This window comes from Roseinatronobacter alkalisoli, from assembly GCF_028745735.1.
GTDB classification, from domain to species: domain Bacteria; phylum Pseudomonadota; class Alphaproteobacteria; order Rhodobacterales; family Rhodobacteraceae; genus Roseinatronobacter; species Roseinatronobacter alkalisoli.
This window is the reverse complement of record NZ_JAQZSM010000002.1, coordinates 262,312-277,674: the sequence shown is the minus strand read 5'-3', so window position 1 is coordinate 277,674 and position 15,363 is coordinate 262,312. Positions and strand designations below refer to the sequence as shown.

The 15,363-nt window shown below is 61.4% G+C and carries 14 protein-coding genes; 7 read left to right on the top strand and 7 right to left on the bottom strand.

The window, feature by feature from the left end; genetic code table 11:
• Both PUT78_RS03700 and PUT78_RS03695 read left to right on the top strand, forming a co-directional pair.
• Entirely contained in the window at positions 1-1,005 is a 1,005-nt protein-coding gene (locus PUT78_RS03700) for a hypothetical protein (RefSeq protein WP_274350764.1), read from the top strand.
• 11 nt (positions 1,006-1,016) lie between these two features.
• Positions 1,017-2,117, top strand: coding sequence for a flagellar basal body P-ring protein FlgI (locus tag PUT78_RS03695; RefSeq protein ID WP_420793449.1), 1,101 nt, complete (start codon positions 1,017-1,019; stop codon positions 2,115-2,117).
• A 694-nt stretch (positions 2,118-2,811) separates the two neighbouring features.
• Here the strand turns inward: PUT78_RS03695 and PUT78_RS03690 are convergent.
• Positions 2,812-3,084, bottom strand: a complete 273-nt coding sequence (locus PUT78_RS03690; RefSeq protein ID WP_274350763.1) for a hypothetical protein — start codon at positions 3,082-3,084, stop codon at positions 2,812-2,814.
• On the opposite strand from PUT78_RS03690, the gene PUT78_RS03685 reads away from it, so the two are divergent.
• Both PUT78_RS03685 and PUT78_RS03680 read left to right on the top strand, forming a co-directional pair.
• A complete protein-coding gene (locus tag PUT78_RS03685) occupies positions 3,083-5,683 on the top strand; it encodes a DUF2339 domain-containing protein (protein ID WP_274350762.1) in 2,601 nt (866 codons plus the stop codon). The genes PUT78_RS03690 and PUT78_RS03685 overlap by 2 nt on opposite strands.
• 229 nt (positions 5,684-5,912) lie before the next feature.
• Positions 5,913-6,671, top strand: coding sequence for an aspartate/glutamate racemase family protein (locus tag PUT78_RS03680; protein ID WP_274350761.1), 759 nt, complete (start codon positions 5,913-5,915; stop codon positions 6,669-6,671).
• A gap of 41 nt (positions 6,672-6,712) precedes the next feature.
• On the opposite strand, the gene PUT78_RS03675 is transcribed toward PUT78_RS03680, so the two are convergent.
• From PUT78_RS03675 to PUT78_RS03650, 6 genes are all read right to left on the bottom strand, one after another.
• Entirely contained in the window at positions 6,713-7,705 is a 993-nt protein-coding gene (locus PUT78_RS03675) for an ABC transporter ATP-binding protein (RefSeq protein WP_274350760.1), read from the bottom strand.
• Positions 7,702-8,718 carry an ABC transporter ATP-binding protein gene (locus PUT78_RS03670; RefSeq protein WP_274350759.1) on the bottom strand — a complete coding sequence of 339 codons (1,017 nt, stop codon included), beginning with the start codon at positions 8,716-8,718 and terminating at the stop codon, positions 7,702-7,704. Before PUT78_RS03670 ends, PUT78_RS03675 begins: the two co-directional genes overlap by 4 nt.
• Entirely contained in the window at positions 8,715-9,602 is an 888-nt protein-coding gene (locus PUT78_RS03665) for an ABC transporter permease (RefSeq protein WP_274350758.1), read from the bottom strand. Before PUT78_RS03665 ends, PUT78_RS03670 begins: the two co-directional genes overlap by 4 nt.
• Before the next feature lie 6 nt (positions 9,603-9,608).
• A complete protein-coding gene (locus PUT78_RS03660) occupies positions 9,609-10,559 on the bottom strand; it encodes an ABC transporter permease (protein ID WP_274350756.1) in 951 nt (316 codons plus the stop codon).
• Between the two features lie 67 nt (positions 10,560-10,626).
• A complete protein-coding gene (locus tag PUT78_RS03655) occupies positions 10,627-12,255 on the bottom strand; it encodes an ABC transporter substrate-binding protein (protein ID WP_274350754.1) in 1,629 nt (542 codons plus the stop codon).
• A gap of 507 nt (positions 12,256-12,762) precedes the next feature.
• Positions 12,763-13,413 carry a histidine phosphotransferase family protein gene (locus PUT78_RS03650; protein WP_274350752.1) on the bottom strand — a complete coding sequence of 217 codons (651 nt, stop codon included), beginning with the start codon at positions 13,411-13,413 and terminating at the stop codon, positions 12,763-12,765.
• A gap of 18 nt (positions 13,414-13,431) precedes the next feature.
• On the opposite strand from PUT78_RS03650, the gene PUT78_RS03645 reads away from it, so the two are divergent.
• The 3 genes from PUT78_RS03645 to olsA all read left to right on the top strand — a co-directional run bounded on the left by PUT78_RS03645 (position 13,432) and on the right by olsA (position 15,336).
• On the top strand, positions 13,432-13,581 hold the full coding sequence (locus tag PUT78_RS03645; protein ID WP_420793448.1) for a DUF3553 domain-containing protein: 150 nt from the start codon (positions 13,432-13,434) through the stop codon (positions 13,579-13,581).
• A gap of 139 nt (positions 13,582-13,720) precedes the next feature.
• Positions 13,721-14,497 carry an L-ornithine N(alpha)-acyltransferase gene (gene olsB, locus PUT78_RS03640; RefSeq protein ID WP_274350750.1) on the top strand — a complete coding sequence of 259 codons (777 nt, stop codon included), beginning with the start codon at positions 13,721-13,723 and terminating at the stop codon, positions 14,495-14,497.
• Positions 14,494-15,336, top strand: coding sequence for a lyso-ornithine lipid O-acyltransferase (gene olsA / locus PUT78_RS03635; RefSeq protein WP_274350748.1), 843 nt, complete (start codon positions 14,494-14,496; stop codon positions 15,334-15,336). Before olsB ends, olsA begins: the two co-directional genes overlap by 4 nt.
• Positions 15,337-15,363: the final 27 nt, after the last annotated feature.

The window sequence follows — 15,363 nt, the reverse complement described above, 5'->3', positions numbered from 1 at the left end:
ATGAAACCTCTCGCTCTTGGTGACATGGCGCGCAGTCACGCTCTGAAACAGAACAGCTCCAAACTCAAACGCCAGCTTACGTCGTTGCAGCAGGAACTCATATCTGGCCGGGTAAATGACCAGCTTCGTCACACAGGCGGCGACGCCGCGTTATTGTCCAGCTTACGCCAGTCCCTGTCTGTCTCTGCGATCAACAAGGCCAATAGTACCGTGGTTTCAACTTTCCTGAACGGACAGCAGGAAGTGTTAACCCGGATATCCGATATAGTTCAGGACCGGGCCGGATATCTGATCAGACCAGAACTATACCCGACGGATGACCAGCTCCCACAAGCGATCGAACGTGTTCGCAGCGCCCTGAGCGACATTACAACGCTGTTGAATACCAAAATCGCTGGGAAGAGCATCTTCGCGGGCAGCAAGAGTGACACCCCTGCGCTGCGGGACGTAGACACCATGATCAGCGCGATTGTCAGCACAATTCCTGTGGGGGCCGACTATGCGGCAATCGACCAGATAATTTCCGACTGGTTCGCGCCGGGCGGCGGATTTGAGGTGAATGACTATCTTGGAAGCCCAGAGAAAACCGGGGCAATTCCACTCGGGAACGGCTATAATCTGCGTCTGGAACTGACCGCAGATGACAGCGCAATTCGCAGCATTCTGGCAGAACTGGCGAAGGGCGCGGTCCTGAAACAAGGATTGCTTGCGACAGAACCTGCGCAACAACGGGAATTGTTGCAGAACATTGGTTCAAATCTGCTTTCAGCCGCGTCGGCATTCCGGAACACACAGGAAAATATCGGGTTGAAACAAGCCTATACCGAAAACGCCCGGAGTGAAGCACAAGCACAACACGCGACATCCGAGATGGCGCTGAACAGCCTGCTGGCCGTGGATGAATATGACGTGGCATCCCGGCTGCAGGACGCCATGGCAAGACTCGATAAAATATACCTGTTGACAGCCAGATTATCGCGCCTGTCATTGAGCGAATATCTGTGATGTGGTTGCGCATGATCCTTCTGTTGGTCGTGGCTGGCATGTCGCTTTCAGCGACAACCCCAGTTGCCGCCCAGACCAGACTGAAAGATATTGTTGAATTCGGCGGCGTTCGCGGGAATGACCTTGTCGGTTACGGGCTCGTGGTTGGCTTGAACGGAACCGGGGATGGGATGCGGAATTCCCCTTTCACCGAAGAAATCATGGTAACGATCCTTGAGCGTCTTGGTGTGAACGTAACCGGCGAGCAGTTCAGACCGCGCAATGTTGCAGCAGTGATCGTGACCGCAACCTTGCCGCCATTCGCGCGCGCGGGATCACGGGTAGATGTGTCCGTTTCCGCGATTGGCGATGCCTCCAGCCTGCTTGGCGGAACGCTGGTCATGACCCCGTTGAACGGCGCGGATGGAAATATCTATGCTGTGGCGCAGGGAAGTGTTCTGTCCGGTGGCATCAGCATCACCGGGCAGGCCGCCGCGGAAACCCGCGGCGTTCCGACCTCTGGCGTAATACCCTTCGGTGGCAGGATAGAAAGAGAAGTTGATTTCACACTCTCTTCGCTACGCTCTCTTCGCTTGTCCCTTCGAAATGCCGATTTCTCGACAGCTGAAACCATAGAAAGGGCAATAAATGCGCAGTTTCAGGGCAGTATCGCGACCATGCTTGATTCCGGCACGGTGGAAATAGACGTTGCGCGGGCGAATGTTGCATCGACGGCGCATCTGATCAGCCGTATTGAGAATATTCTGGTGGTGCCCCAGACACGCGCGCGGGTGGTTATGGACCAAAGGTCCGGAACCATTGTGATCGGCAGCGATGTCCGGATCAGTCATGTCGCGGTGTCCCAGGGCGCGCTGACATTGCGTGTTGAGGAAACACCGATCGTCGTGCAGCCAAACCCCTTCGCGGAAGGGGAAGCGATTGTCGTTCCGCGCACGCGCGTCGGAATCGACGATCAGGAAGAAATCGCGTTGGTCGAATTGAACACGGCAACCACACTTACCGAAATTGTCGAAGGCTTGTCAGCGCTGGGAGTAGGGCCACGGGAGTTGATTGACCTTCTCAGCACGATTCATGCGGCGGGTGCGTTGCACGCGGATCTGATAATCCGCTGAGATTCTGCGCATGGGGAATCCCGTTTCCTCCGCTATGGCGAACAGACGAAACCGCCGGGCTTGGGGGCTTGCGGGATGCTATGCGCGCGCTGTCGCGTGGCACCAACAGCCAGCTGTGATGTGGACGCCGTTTCAGATGGCCCCGGCAATCAGCGCAGCAATGCTTTCGTTCGCACGGACGCGCCGCGGGCGTGACGGGTGGCCTGCAATCTGGCGGGGGGGGAAGCCCGGCACGTATTGGCGGTGCTTGCGATATTTACCCCGCAGATGCAGACCGCCCTGAACCGCAGAATGGGTGAAATGCGGCCTTGCTGGTCTGGCGCACGCGGGGCAGGTCAACACACCGCGCGGCAGGCTTGGTTGGCCGCAGGGCGGCAACCATGACGCGGGCCAGCGTCGCGGCGATGAAAATCCGGCTGAACTGCCTGCCATGGCGCCAGAGCAGGAATGCCCATGCACCCGGGCGCCGGGTTCATTGGCCGCCTGCGACAACCGGCCTTCCCGGACTGGTTTGGCAGGTTCCGGCGCGTGGTTGCTTTGCCTGAACAGGATGGCCCGCAGCATTTTGGGGCGGGACTGATCCTTTGCCTGCGTAGCATGAGCACCCCGTCACACACGCTGCGGGAATTCACCGACTTCCCCCGTGCCCGTCAGTGCCATCAGCCCGATGTCGGGTTGAGCCGGAACACCTGCATCAATGAATGTTCCACCACTGCAGACCTGCCATCCTGCCGCCATCGGGGGAACCCGTGACCCCGCGGGGCGCCTGCGGGAAACGGCCCGCCCCATAGGCTTTATCACTGCCCGAAAGGATATCACCAAGGGGGTCATTTTTGCCGGCCGCGCAATCCCTGGAAACCGCAATACGGGTGCCGTGCTTGATCCCCGGCAATATATACGCCACGGTAATCACACTGCAGGAAACTGCGTCATACAAGTCGTAAAAATAAGTCGGGGCAAGCGGCATGGACTTTCTTGGTTTTCTTCTCGGTGCGGGGGCATTCTGGCTCGTTCTGGCGGCACGCGCGCGCATCACGCGCCTGGAACACGAAGTGGTGGCGCTGCGTCAGGCGCTTCCGCATGCAGGCGCCCTGGCAGAATCCCCCCCCGAAGCAGCGGCGGATGCCTATGACACAGCTGAAACGCCCCGGGCGAAGTCACAGCGCGACAACGCAATGGATGCCGACCCCAGGCCCGCCGATGCCACGCCCGAACACCCCGCCCCCGCGCCCAAGCGGGTGGAAAGCGCCCTGGCCCGGCTGGGGCCGTGGTTGCGCGATCACTGGATTTATCCGACCGCCGGGGCCGCGCTGGTGCTTTCGGGTATATTTCTGGTGCAATACGCGGTCGAAACCGGCCTGCTGACGCCACAGGCGCGCGTGATACTTGCGCTATTGCTGGGCGCTGCGCTTGCCGCTGGCGGCGAATGGCTGCGCCACCGCCCGCTGGCCGGGCAGAGCCTGCCCGCGACACTGACCGGTGCAGGGCTGGTCATTGCCATGGCGGCGGTTCTGGCGGCGCTGCATCTTTATGAGATGATCGCGCCAGCCACGGCGCTTGTCGCGCTGGCATTGCTGTCGCTTGGGGCCATTGCACTGGGCTGGCTGCATGGGCCGATGCTGTCGGCACTGGGGCTGGTGGCGGGTACGGGCGTGCCCTTCGTGCTGGGCGGGGGTGGACCACCGCCACCCGTATTATTTGGCTATTTCGCATTGCTGGCACTGGCCGGAATGGGGATTGATGCAAAGCGACGCTGGGGTTGGGTCACATGGCTGGCACTGGCTGGCCCGCTGGCGGCGATGGTTCTGTGGCGGCTGGCGGGGGCCGATGCGCTGGGTTTTGCCATTGCCGTGCTGGTAGTGGCGGGCGCGGCCATGACGCTGCCCTTCGGCTATATTGCACCGCTGGTCGAGGGGCCGCGCGCGTTGGGTCGCGAGACGCCGGTTCAGGGGGTGCGTGCCAGTTTCGCGGCCAGCGCAGTTGCCGCCATCGGCCTTGCGCTGCTGGTTCCGGGTATGGCCGGGCCAGCGGGGCTGGCACTGCTGGCCGCGCTGATTGCGATCTGGTGCGCGCGCGCGCCTGCACTTGCCGATCAGATGCTGCTGCCGGTTCTGGCATTCCCGCTATGGATTGTCTGGCAGGCGGTCACATACGGTCCGGTCTTCGGCGCATTCAACGCGCTGCGCCCGCCCGAATCGGCGATGCCGCTTCAGGTCAGTCAGATCCTTGTCCTGTCGGTTCTGGCGGGGCTGGCAATGATCTGGCGCGGCGAGGCGGATGCCCCCGGGCGCCACGCCCCCTTCACGCTGGCCGGGCTGGCCCTGCCCGGCGCGGCAATTGTGGCGCTGGAAACCATGTGGCTGCCCGCGACCATGCTGGGCAGTTACATATGGGCGCTGCATGCGATGGCGCTGGCTGCGATGGCCACGGCGCTGGCCCTGCGCTATGGCCTGCATGATCGCGGCCAGGGGCCACGGTTGGGCGCAGCGGCGGCGGCGGCCTTCGCGCTTGTCGCGCTTGGGCTGATGCTCATGCTGGGGCAATCGGCGCTGACAATCGCGCTGGCCGTGCTGATGGTGGCGGCGGGCGCGATGGACCGGCGTTTTGACATTCCGGCACTGGGGGCGTTTCAGATACTGGCATCGATGACACTGATCTGGCGTCTGGTGCTGGCACCGGGGCTGGACTGGCATCTGGATGACGCAGCTATGCCCGAAATGCTGGCGTCACTTGTGGCAACCCTTGGCGGGCCATTGCTCGCGCTGTGGCTGACACAGCCGTTGCGCGATGATCCTCTGCGCCGCCATGCACGCCTTGTATCCGAAACCGGGCTGATGGCTTCGGTCGCGATTGCATTTGCAATCCTGATTGCGCGGGTATTGCCGGAACAGACCGGCCTGCATGCGCAACTGGGCCTGCACGCAAGCGTGCTGATCGCGCTGGCATGGGTGCAGATACGCCGCGCTGCGCTGCCGGTTCTGCCACAGGTGCGGCGGGGCCTTGCGTGGGTATTCGGGCTGATTGCCGGGGTGTCGCTGTTTTGTGCTGCGGTCTATCCGGCATCGCCCGTATTCGGGGACTGGCCCTTTGTCAGTCTGGTAGCGGGCTGGCCTGTGCTGAATGACCTGATTCTGGCCTATCTGCTGCCTGCGGTTCTGCTTGTCACGCTGGCGGGCTGGCGGTGGCTATGGGTTGCGGGTTGCGGGCTGGGTGCGCTGTGGGTGGCCACGGTTATCCGGCATCTGTGGCAAGGCACATACATGCAGCTTTCGCGCGGAATCGAGCAAGGCGAGCTTTATGCCTATACGTTCGCGCTTCTGGTGGCGGGGGCGGCGCTGCTGGCGCGGGCCTTGCTGACGGCGCGCGCAGATCTGCGTAAACTGGGGCTTTTGCTGGCCGGACTTGCGGCGGCCAAGGCATTCCTGATCGATGCGGGCGAACTTGACGGGTTGTTGCGCGTCGGCGCATTTCTGGCACTGGGCCTGACGCTTGCCGGGCTTGCCTGGCTGAACGGCTGGGCGGTGGCGCGCGAAGGCAACAGCACGCCGAACGCGACCAATGCATAGGGCCGCACGCATCCTTTCATAACCTGCGCAGCCGGGGGGGCATGACCCTTCCGGCGGCCAATACAGAGACCCGCGCCCGCCAGTTCCATGAACTGGCGGCATATGTGCTGAACTCAGGGCACATGGCACCACAGAACCACATCGTAGCCAAAATTGTCGACAGTTATGTTGACATTATTGCGCGCAGCATTCACTGCTTGGTACAGGGCAGACGCCCGATAAGCCGGAGATGACGACCTTGCGCGTGTTCGTGTATAACCCCAATTCCAGCCAGGCCATGACGCAGCTGATCGCGCGTTCGGCCCGGGACGCTGCCGGTTCCGGCATCGAGATTGTCGCTGCATGTGGCCCTGCCACGGTTCCGCCCAGCATTGAAGGCCATCATGACGAAGCAATGGCCGTGCCGCCAATGCTGGACGCGCTGCGCCGTGCCGAAGCCGACGGTGCCGCAGCCCATGTGATCGCATGTTTTGACGACCCTGGCCTTGGCGCCGCGCGCGAAGTGACGGCCGGTCCGGTCATCGGGATCGCACAGGCCGCGATGCAGGTCGCCTGCATTGTTGCCAGCCGTTTTTCCGTGGTCACTACCTTGCCGCGGTCCATTCCGATCATCGAGGATCTGGCATTGCGCTATGGCATGGCCCATGCACTGCGCCGCGTGCGCGCGGTTGATCTGCCGGTGCTGGCGCTGGAAGCAGACCCCGCGCAGGCGCGGGCCTTGCTGCTGCGGGAAATCCGGGATGCGCGCGACCATGACGGGGCGGAAGCTGTCATTCTGGGCTGCGCGGGCATGTCCGACATGTGCCAGTCGCTGAGCGCGGAAACCGGTATTCCGGTGATTGACGGGGTTCATGCGGCAGTGCGGCTTGCGGGTGCATTGGCGGCGGGGGGCTACCGGACCGCGAAAACCGGGGCCTATGCATGGCCGCGCGACAAATCGGGCGATCTTGATCACACCGCCGCGCCACTGCGCAAACCCGCGCAATAGCGCAGCCGGACGGCGTGCCGTCCGGCCCATGCAGTATATTGTCATGCGTTTTGCAGGGGCTGGGTTGCGTCCAGCCTGCGGCAACGGGCGTCATGTGTCGGCCCAAGCTGCTGCATGTCCACCGTGCCGGCACGGCAGGCATCTTCCGCCAGAAAACACCTTGGCGCGAAGGGACACCCCTCCGGCAGGTTTGCCAGATCCGGCGGCGCGCCGGGAATTGCCTCCAGCCGGGCGCCCTTGACCATCGCGCCGTCTGCACGGCTTTTCAACAGCCCGAGCGTATAGGGGTGTCGCGGGGTGCGGACCAGTTCGCGGGCGCTGGCCTGTTCAACGATCTGGCCTGCATACATCACGGCAATACGGTCCGCCACTTCCACCGCGGCCCCAATGTCATGGGTCACGAAGATGATCGACAGGCCCAGATCACGCTGCAATTCACGCAACAGCAGCAACACCTGAATCTGCACTGTGGCATCCAGCGCTGTGGTCGGTTCATCGGCCAGCAATAGTTTCGGACGGCATGACAGCGCCAGCGCGATCATAGCACGCTGGCGCATACCGCCCGACATTTCATGCGGGTAATTGTCCAGCCGCGATTTTGCCGACGGAATGCGCACCCGTTCGAACAGTTCCAGCGCACGGGCGCGGGCGGCCTCGCGGGTGATAGGTTCGTGGCGGCGGATCGTTTCAACAATCTGATCGCCCAGCGAATAGACCGGGTCCAGCGCCAGCAGCGGTTCCTGAAAGATCATCGCGGCTTGCGCGCCGCGCAAGTCGGATAGTTCGCGTTTGGTCATTTTCAGAACATCACGCCCGCCAAGATCGATACTGCCCTGAAGCCGGGTGCGGGCTTCGGGGTTCAGCCGCATGATGGCGCGCATGGTCACCGATTTGCCCGAACCGGATTCGCCAATCAGGGCCACGGCCTCCCCCTCTGCCACGTCAAGGGACACATCATTGACCGCACGCACCGGGCGCATGCCACCGGTAAAAGTGACGCCAAGATTACGGATGGAAAGGAACGGGGTACTCATTCTGCGGCCTCCTGCCCGTGCGGGGGAACATAGCCCGACGCGGGGTCATGCGCGTGGCAGGACACCAGATGCTGCGTCGCGCGCTGGGTCAGCGTGGGTACTTGCTGCGCGCAGATATCTGCGGCAACAGGGCAGCGGGTGTGGAAACGACACCCCGACGGCGGGTCAATCGGGTTGGGCGGATCGCCGGTCAGCGCCGGTTCCTGCGTGCGGTTGTCAGGGTCCATCGATGGCATGGATGACAAAAGCGCACGCGAATACGGGTGCAGCGGCGTGTCATAAAGCGATTCCGCCGTGCCGATTTCGGCCACCTGCCCCAGATACATCACCATCACCCTGTCGGACACAAAACGCACCACATGCAGGTCATGACTGATAAAAACATAGGTCAGACCGAATTCGGCCTTCAGGTCTGCCAGCAGATTCAGAACCTGTGCTTCAATCGATTTGTCCAGCGCCGAGACCGCTTCATCCAGAATGATAACCTTTGGCCGCAATGCCAGCGCGCGCGCAATATTGACGCGCTGGCGCTGTCCGCCCGACAATTCATGCGGATACCGGCCCGCAAAGCGCGCAGGCTCCAGCCCGACGCGGGCCAGAAGGTCATGCGTGCGCGACAAGGCTTCCTGTGCGGGGGTGCCATGGACACGCGCGCCGAAAGCGATGTTATCTTCGATTGTCAGACGCGGGTTCAGCGACGAATAGCTGTCCTGAAACACCATCTGCACCTGCCGCCGATAGGTTTTCAGCGGCAATTCGGGACTGCCGACGAGTTTGCCTTCGAAATACAGCGCGCCCTGATCGGGGTTGATCAAATGCATCAGAAGCCGCGCGGTGGTGGATTTGCCGCAGCCGGATTCACCCACCACACCCAGCGTTTCACCGGCAAACACTTCCAGATCGACGCCATCCACCGCATGCACATTCTTGACGGTCCGGCCAAGAATACCGCCCTTGATAGGGAAATATTTGCGCAATCCGCGCACGGTCAGAATTGCCCCTTGCGTGGTCATTGGCGCACCTCCATCGCGGACCGCAGCCCGTCAGACAACATGTTGAAGGAAATCGACACCATGAAGATCATCGCACCGGGCAGGGCCGCAACCCATGGCTGCACATAGATGGCCGTGCGCAGGGTGTTCAGCATCAGCCCCCATTCGGGGTTCGGCGGGCGCACCCCAAGGCCCAGAAATGACAGGCCGGACGCCAGAATCATGCTGACTGCAATCAGTGACGTGGCATAGACGAAGATCGGTCCCAGCACATTGCCCAGCACATGCACCCGCACGATGGTCAGCGCCCCTGCCCCGGATGCCCGCGCCGCTTCGATGAAATCGGAACTGCGCAACCGCGTGGTCACTGATTCCGCCACCCGCGCAATGGGCGGAATGAACACCACCGTCAGCGACAGCAGCGCATTCCCAAGCCCCGCCCCCAACGCCCCCGACAACGCCACCGCCAGCAGCACCGACGGAAAGGCATAGAACACATCGATCGTGCGCATGATAAGCGTGTTGGTCCAGCCCCCGGCATAGCCCGCGATAATGCCCAGGGCCGAACCGATGACAAAGGCCAGCACAACCGGTGTGACCCCCATCAGCAGCGACAGCCGCCCGCCCCAGATCAGCCGCGACAGCATGTCACGGCCCAGTTCATCCGTGCCCAGCAGGTGGCCGGGCGTGCCGATGGGTTTCAGACGGTTGATCATCCGTCCGTCCAGCGGGTCCATGGGGGCGACGAGGGGCGCGAAAATGGCGGCGAGCAGCAGCAACAACAGCACCGCCGCTGCCACCATTGCTGTCTTGTCGCGCACCAGCCTGGCGCCCACATTCTGCCAGTAACCAGCGCTGCGCACAGCATCGGGAACCTGCATCTGGCTCAGGGAAATATCTGCCATTTTGCGTTACCTCTTGATGCGGGGGTCAAGTGCGCTTTGCAGCACATCCACGGCCAGATTCAGCACCACGAAAAACATCGCCAGTACAAGGATGGTGCCTTGAAGCAGCGGCAGATCGCGCTGGAAAATGGCCGAATTCAGCAGCATGCCCGTACCGGGCCAGCTGAACACGGTTTCAATCAGGATCGATCCGCCCAGCAGATAGCCCAGTTGCACCCCCATCACCGCAAGCGCGGTCGGGGCCGCATTCTTGACCACATGCAGGAACACGCCAAGTTCCGACAGGCCGCGCGCGCGCAGCCCGATGACAAATTCCTGCGCCAGAATTTCGGCCACCAGCGCGCGGACCGTGCGGGCAATGATACCCATGGGAATGACACTCATCGTCAGGGCGGGCAGCACCATGTAGCTGAGATGCTCCATGTCGAATTTCCACTGGCTGGACCCGCCCGGCCCGGCACCCGCTGCGGGGAACCAGCCCAGTTGCGCCGAAAAGATGATGACCAGCACCATGCCCAGCCAGTAATGCGGCACCGACACCCCGAAGACCGCCGCAGCGGACGCTGCCTTGTCCAGTGGTGAATTGCTGAAATAACCTGCCACAAATCCGAAGAAACACCCCAGCACGAAACCGATGAACGTGGCCACCGCCGCCAGCATCAGCGTATTCGCGACCGCGCGCATGACTTCGGTGGTTACCGGGCGGCCTGTCGCGATGGACGTGCCAAGATCGCCTTGCAACGCACGGCCCAGCCACAGAATGAACTGTTCGGGATAGCTGCGGTCAAAGCCGTAAAGGGTGCGCAGGCGGTTTTGCAGATCAACCGACGCATCGGCAGGCAGGATCGAAATCAGCGGATCACCGGGCGATATATGCACAAGGGCAAAACAGACCACCGCGACCCCCAGAAGTACCGGGGCCGTGTAGATAATCCGTCGCAGCGTATAACCGAACATGGGCTGTCCTTTCGGATGGCGGACTGGGCATACAGGCCCCGGAACAATACCGGGGCCTGCGTGGTGTTTAGTCCATGTCCATCGGTGCGATGTCGATGAACCAGCTTTTGGGTTGGACAACCCCGGTCACGCGCGTGGACATGGCGCGCGGGCCGGCGTCATGCGCCACCCAGACGAAGGGCGCTTCTTCCACCAGACGTTTGTGCAGCCGGCCCAGCGCCGCATCGCGGGCGTCATCCTCGAACGTGGTGCGCGCATCGGCAATCAGCGCATCGAATTCGTCATTGCCGAAATAGCCCCAGTTATTGGACACGGGCGGGAATGTACCGGTGGAACTGAAGCGCACCATCGCAAAGAACGGGTCCATGGTGGCAAAGGTCACGTTGATGGCATGCGCGCCATTCGCGCTTTCATCTGTTGCCCCGCGCCGCCAGTTGGTGAACAGCGTGTTCCATTCGATCACATCCAGTTCGACATCGAAATAGCAATCGCGCAATGCCTGTTGCAGGTATTCGTTCATCGGGATGGGCTGCATCTGGCCCGACCCTGAAGCCGATGTCTGCACCTTCACAGCCAGCGGGTTTTCCGCTGAAAAGCCCGCCTCGGACATCAGGCGCTGCGCTTCGTCCAGATCATAGCGGATGTCGAAATCCGGATTGCCCCACCAGGGGTGGGTCGGGTCAACCGTGCCCTTCGGCAGACCCATATAGCCACCCAGCAGGATTTGCAGTTCTTCGCGGTCAAAGCACAGATTGGCAGCGTGGCGCACGCGGATATCCAGCCAGGGCGAGCCTTCGGCAAAGGACAATTGCCACGGCCAGACATGGGGTTGCGGGTTGGCATAGATGTTGAAGCCGCGCGATTCAATCTGGGGAATGGCATCGGGTGCGGGTGCTTCGATCCAGTCCACCTGCCCCGACAACAGTGCCGCTGTGCGGGCATTCGCTTCAGGCAGTGGTACCAGAACCACACCGTCCAGTTTCGGCGTGCGGTCCGGGTTCCAGTAATCAGTGTTGGGGGCCAGTTCCAGCCGCTCACGCGGGACAAACCCCGTTACACGGAACGGGCCCGAACCGGAGGGATCTGCCGCAAAGGCCGCCCATGCGGATTCCGCATCGCCGGTTTCATCGAATTTCGCCTGCCAGTGACTGGGCGAGGCCATGAACAGGTTGGTCAGGTTGATGGGCAGAAAGCTGTCGGGTTCCGATGTCGTCAGTTCCACCGTGAATTCGTCGATCACCCGCGCCGAACGCAATGTCGGCATGCGCGACGCGGTTACGCCCACCTGGCTGGCATCGAAATGGGGCGCGTCTTCGTCCAGCACTTTCTGCACATTCCAGACCACCGCTTCGGCGTTGAAGGGGGTGCCGTCATGGAATGTGACATCATCACGCAGGGTGAATATCCATTTGGTGGTATCTTCGGGATCGACCCCCCAATCTGTCGCGAGCGATGCTATCACGACCGATGCCTCGTCTTCTTTCGACAAATCCCAGGCTGTCAGGCTGTCATAAATGGTCATCCCGGTAAAACGGTTGCCTTCGAACCCTTGATCCGGCTGGCCCAATGTGCGCGGAATATCAGCGGCTGTCATGCCGATGCGCAAAATCTTGTCCTGAGCGAGTGCCGCAACCGGCACGCTGAGGACAGACGCCGCACCGAAAGCTGCGGCAAATGTGTATCTGGAAAGCGCCATGATGTCTTCTCCTGTTGGCCTGAGCTATCAACCGACCCTTTGCAAGGCAATTGACGACAAAATTGTTGACAATATAATTGTATGTGAAACTGCATCCCGTCAGTCAATTTTTTTCTCAACAAATCGTGGCAAACAACTGGTTGATGCATCCGCGCACAAAAAAACAGCAGTTCTTCGCGCTGGCGCCCAAGAATTCCGAGACAACATTATCCGGCATTCCGAATCCCGCCATAGCCGCAACCGGGCAGGCCCCGACCGGCGGGTCCGGCACCATGACAGGGTAAATGATAGCGGATACTCGCAATCCGGGGGCCGGGAAAGCCGTTGACGGGACCGGGCGCGCGCATCACTGCAGGCGCAGTCCGCAATTGCGGGCCGCGGTTCTTCACATGCAGATCAGGGCGCAGCATTCAGCAGCCGCGCATGGCCACAGGTCTGACGTGACTGCGGATTGCGATGCCGGGCAGCAAACCCTATGCAGCAAGTGCAACCGGCGTGTCACCGCTTTCAGGATGTCAGTCGTAATGTGACTGTCTGTGCGGATGTGTGAATGTGAAGTTCGCGCGCCTGGCGCCGCAATTCCACTGCGCCAAGCAGGAAATGCACGGTTGCAGGACGCTGGTTGCCTGAAAACGCGGCCCCTGTCAGAATCGACCATTGCATGGCATCAAACTGGATACGGTCCGCCTCCGCCAGAAGGGTGTATCCGGTCGGGGTCGGGGTGACATGGACCGCGCCGCCCCATGGCAAGGCGGTTTCCAGACACATCAGCATAAGTAACAGTAGTTTCACATCCGCGCGCGGCAAATCATCTGCAACTTCGAATTCGGTCCAGTGACGGGTAATGCGCCCGTAATCGGCAAGCAGGGACTGGATGTCATCCCGCGCAATCATCTGACCGGGCGCGGCCGGGCCGAAAGCGCTGCGAAACAAGCGGATACGCGCATGCGCGATGGTCACGCTTTCAGCAATCAAGGTCAGTTCCGGTCCATCCGCAGGGCTGGCCATCGCCATCAGTTCAACCCCGTTGCCGATGGCACCCAGCGGGCTGATCAGGTCATGACAGATACGCGATGTCAGCAGCGCCGCCAAATCCGGCATGTCATCAGGGCTTTCCAATGGCGGGCGGTCAATATAATCATGATGCAAATGAGTCATTCTATCCTAGAACCAGGTATGTTTGTACGTCACCCGCAGCACCCGGAATGGGGCATCGGGCAGGTCCAGTCGCGCATCGCGAACCTTGTTACTGTCAATTTTCCAGAAGAAGGTAAAAAAGTCATTAACGGCAACCATGTGACGCTGGAAATTGTGTATAATCTGTGACGTCCCCCCCAACATGTTGCATAGCCTTATAGGCTTTGCGGGGCGTTCAGGCCAATCCAAACTTGCAACCCTGTCATTCGATGCGTAAAGCCGGAACCGTTCTGTGACTGGCAGGGCAGCACCGCGCAAAGAGGGCTGGATGAACGTCGATCAATCACGACTCGCAGTGCGGCTTGCCCGCGATGACGCGGATATAAGGGCTGCGCAGCACCTGCGCTATCGTGTGTTCATTGAAGAACTGGGCGGCGAGGGCCTGTTGGTCGACCACGCAAACAGGCTGGAATGCGACGAACTGGACCCGTATTTTGACCATCTTCTGCTGGTGGACACCCGCCTGAACCCCGACGACTGCCAGCATGTTGTCGGGGCATACAGGCTGTTGCCGGACGACCGGCTGGCGCAGACCGGGCGCTTCTATTGTGACCGCGAATTTGATCTGCGCCCACTGCGGGAGTCGGGGCGCAGATTGCTGGAACTGGGGCGGTCCTGCGTGGACACGGCCTATCGCGGTGGCCCCGGAATGCTGCTGATGTGGCAGGCGCTTGCAGAATATGTCAGGCGGCATGACCACGATATCCTGTTCGGGGCGGCCAGTTTCCACGGCACGGACCCGCAGGCACTGGCGCAGCCGCTAAGCCTGCTGCACCAGCAATATCTGGCGCCGCCCGCCCTGCGCGTACGCGCCAGAACATACCAGAGCATGGATCTGGTCCCCCCCGACAGGCTGGACCGCAAGGTAGCCCTGGCGCAGGTTCCGTCATTGATAAAGGCCTATCTGCGCATCGGCGGTGTCATTGGCGACGGGGCATTCATTGATCATGATTTCCGCACAACCGATATCTGCCTGATCCTTGACACCCATGCGATGACGCGCGCGGCCTATGGGCTGACCACCAAAGGGCATTCTGCGCCATGACATGGGGGGCCGACCTTCCGCCGCCTGCCACAAGGCTGCGCTGGCGCGACTGGCCCAGAATTACCCTGCGTCTGTGTCTGCTGGTACCGCTGCTGTTCGGCGGGCTGGGGGTTTTGCTGATCCTGCGGCTGCTGGAGCGTCCGGTATTTGGCTTGCGCCGTCCGTTTACGCCTTATCTGACACAAAATGTCTGCCGCATGGCCTTGTTGATTCTGGGCCTGCGCCTGAAGCATCACGGACAGCCCATGACCGCGCGCGGCGCTGTCGTGGCCAATCATGCGTCATGGCTGGATATCTTTGTCCTGAATGCCGCAGACAGGGTTTACTTCGTCGCCAAGGCAGAGGTCGCGCGCTGGGCTGGCATTGGCTGGCTTGCGCGGGCGACTGGAACAGTCTTCATCCGGCGGGACCGGCGTGATGCTGCGCGCCAGAAATTGCTGTTCGAAGCGCGGCTGCGTGCGGGCCACCGGTTGCTGTTCTTCCCGGAGGGCACCAGTTCGGATGGCCTGCGCGTGCTGCCTTTCAAGTCAACATTATTCGAAGCGTTCTTTGCCCCGGAATTACAGGATTTTCTTTATATTCAGCCGGTTACAATTGCCTACCATCCCGCTGCGGGGCAGGAAAGGCACCTGTATGGCTGGTGGGGCGACATGGATTTCGGGGGCCATCTGCTGTATATACTGGCGCAGTCGCAACGCGGACATGTCGATCTGGTGTTCCACCCTGCCCTGCGTGTCGCGGAATTCCCGGACCGCAAACACCTGAGCATGGCAGCAGAACACGCGGTCAAAGAAGGGTTTGATCGCGCGCATAAGGGCCAGCTGCCGCTTGTCGGATAGGCGGTTGGCATCTGTCGCGCAGAGCCG

Coding starts and splice junctions, on each gene's coding strand:
- PUT78_RS03700 (WP_274350764.1), top strand. CDS start 1: ATGAAACCTCTCGCTCTTGGTGACATGGCGCGCAGTCACGCTCTGAAA.
- PUT78_RS03695 (WP_420793449.1), top strand. CDS start 1,017: ATGATCCTTCTGTTGGTCGTGGCTGGCATGTCGCTTTCAGCGACAACC.
- PUT78_RS03685 (WP_274350762.1), top strand. CDS start 3,083: ATGGACTTTCTTGGTTTTCTTCTCGGTGCGGGGGCATTCTGGCTCGTT.
- PUT78_RS03690 (WP_274350763.1), bottom strand. CDS start 3,084: ATGCCGCTTGCCCCGACTTATTTTTACGACTTGTATGACGCAGTTTCC.
- PUT78_RS03680 (WP_274350761.1), top strand. CDS start 5,913: ATGACGACCTTGCGCGTGTTCGTGTATAACCCCAATTCCAGCCAGGCC.
- PUT78_RS03675 (WP_274350760.1), bottom strand. CDS start 7,705: ATGAGTACCCCGTTCCTTTCCATCCGTAATCTTGGCGTCACTTTTACC.
- PUT78_RS03670 (WP_274350759.1), bottom strand. CDS start 8,718: ATGACCACGCAAGGGGCAATTCTGACCGTGCGCGGATTGCGCAAATAT.
- PUT78_RS03665 (WP_274350758.1), bottom strand. CDS start 9,602: ATGGCAGATATTTCCCTGAGCCAGATGCAGGTTCCCGATGCTGTGCGC.
- PUT78_RS03660 (WP_274350756.1), bottom strand. CDS start 10,559: ATGTTCGGTTATACGCTGCGACGGATTATCTACACGGCCCCGGTACTT.
- PUT78_RS03655 (WP_274350754.1), bottom strand. CDS start 12,255: ATGGCGCTTTCCAGATACACATTTGCCGCAGCTTTCGGTGCGGCGTCT.
- PUT78_RS03650 (WP_274350752.1), bottom strand. CDS start 13,413: ATGACTCATTTGCATCATGATTATATTGACCGCCCGCCATTGGAAAGC.
- PUT78_RS03645 (WP_420793448.1), top strand. CDS start 13,432: ATGTTTGTACGTCACCCGCAGCACCCGGAATGGGGCATCGGGCAGGTC.
- olsB (WP_274350750.1), top strand. CDS start 13,721: ATGAACGTCGATCAATCACGACTCGCAGTGCGGCTTGCCCGCGATGAC.
- olsA (WP_274350748.1), top strand. CDS start 14,494: ATGACATGGGGGGCCGACCTTCCGCCGCCTGCCACAAGGCTGCGCTGG.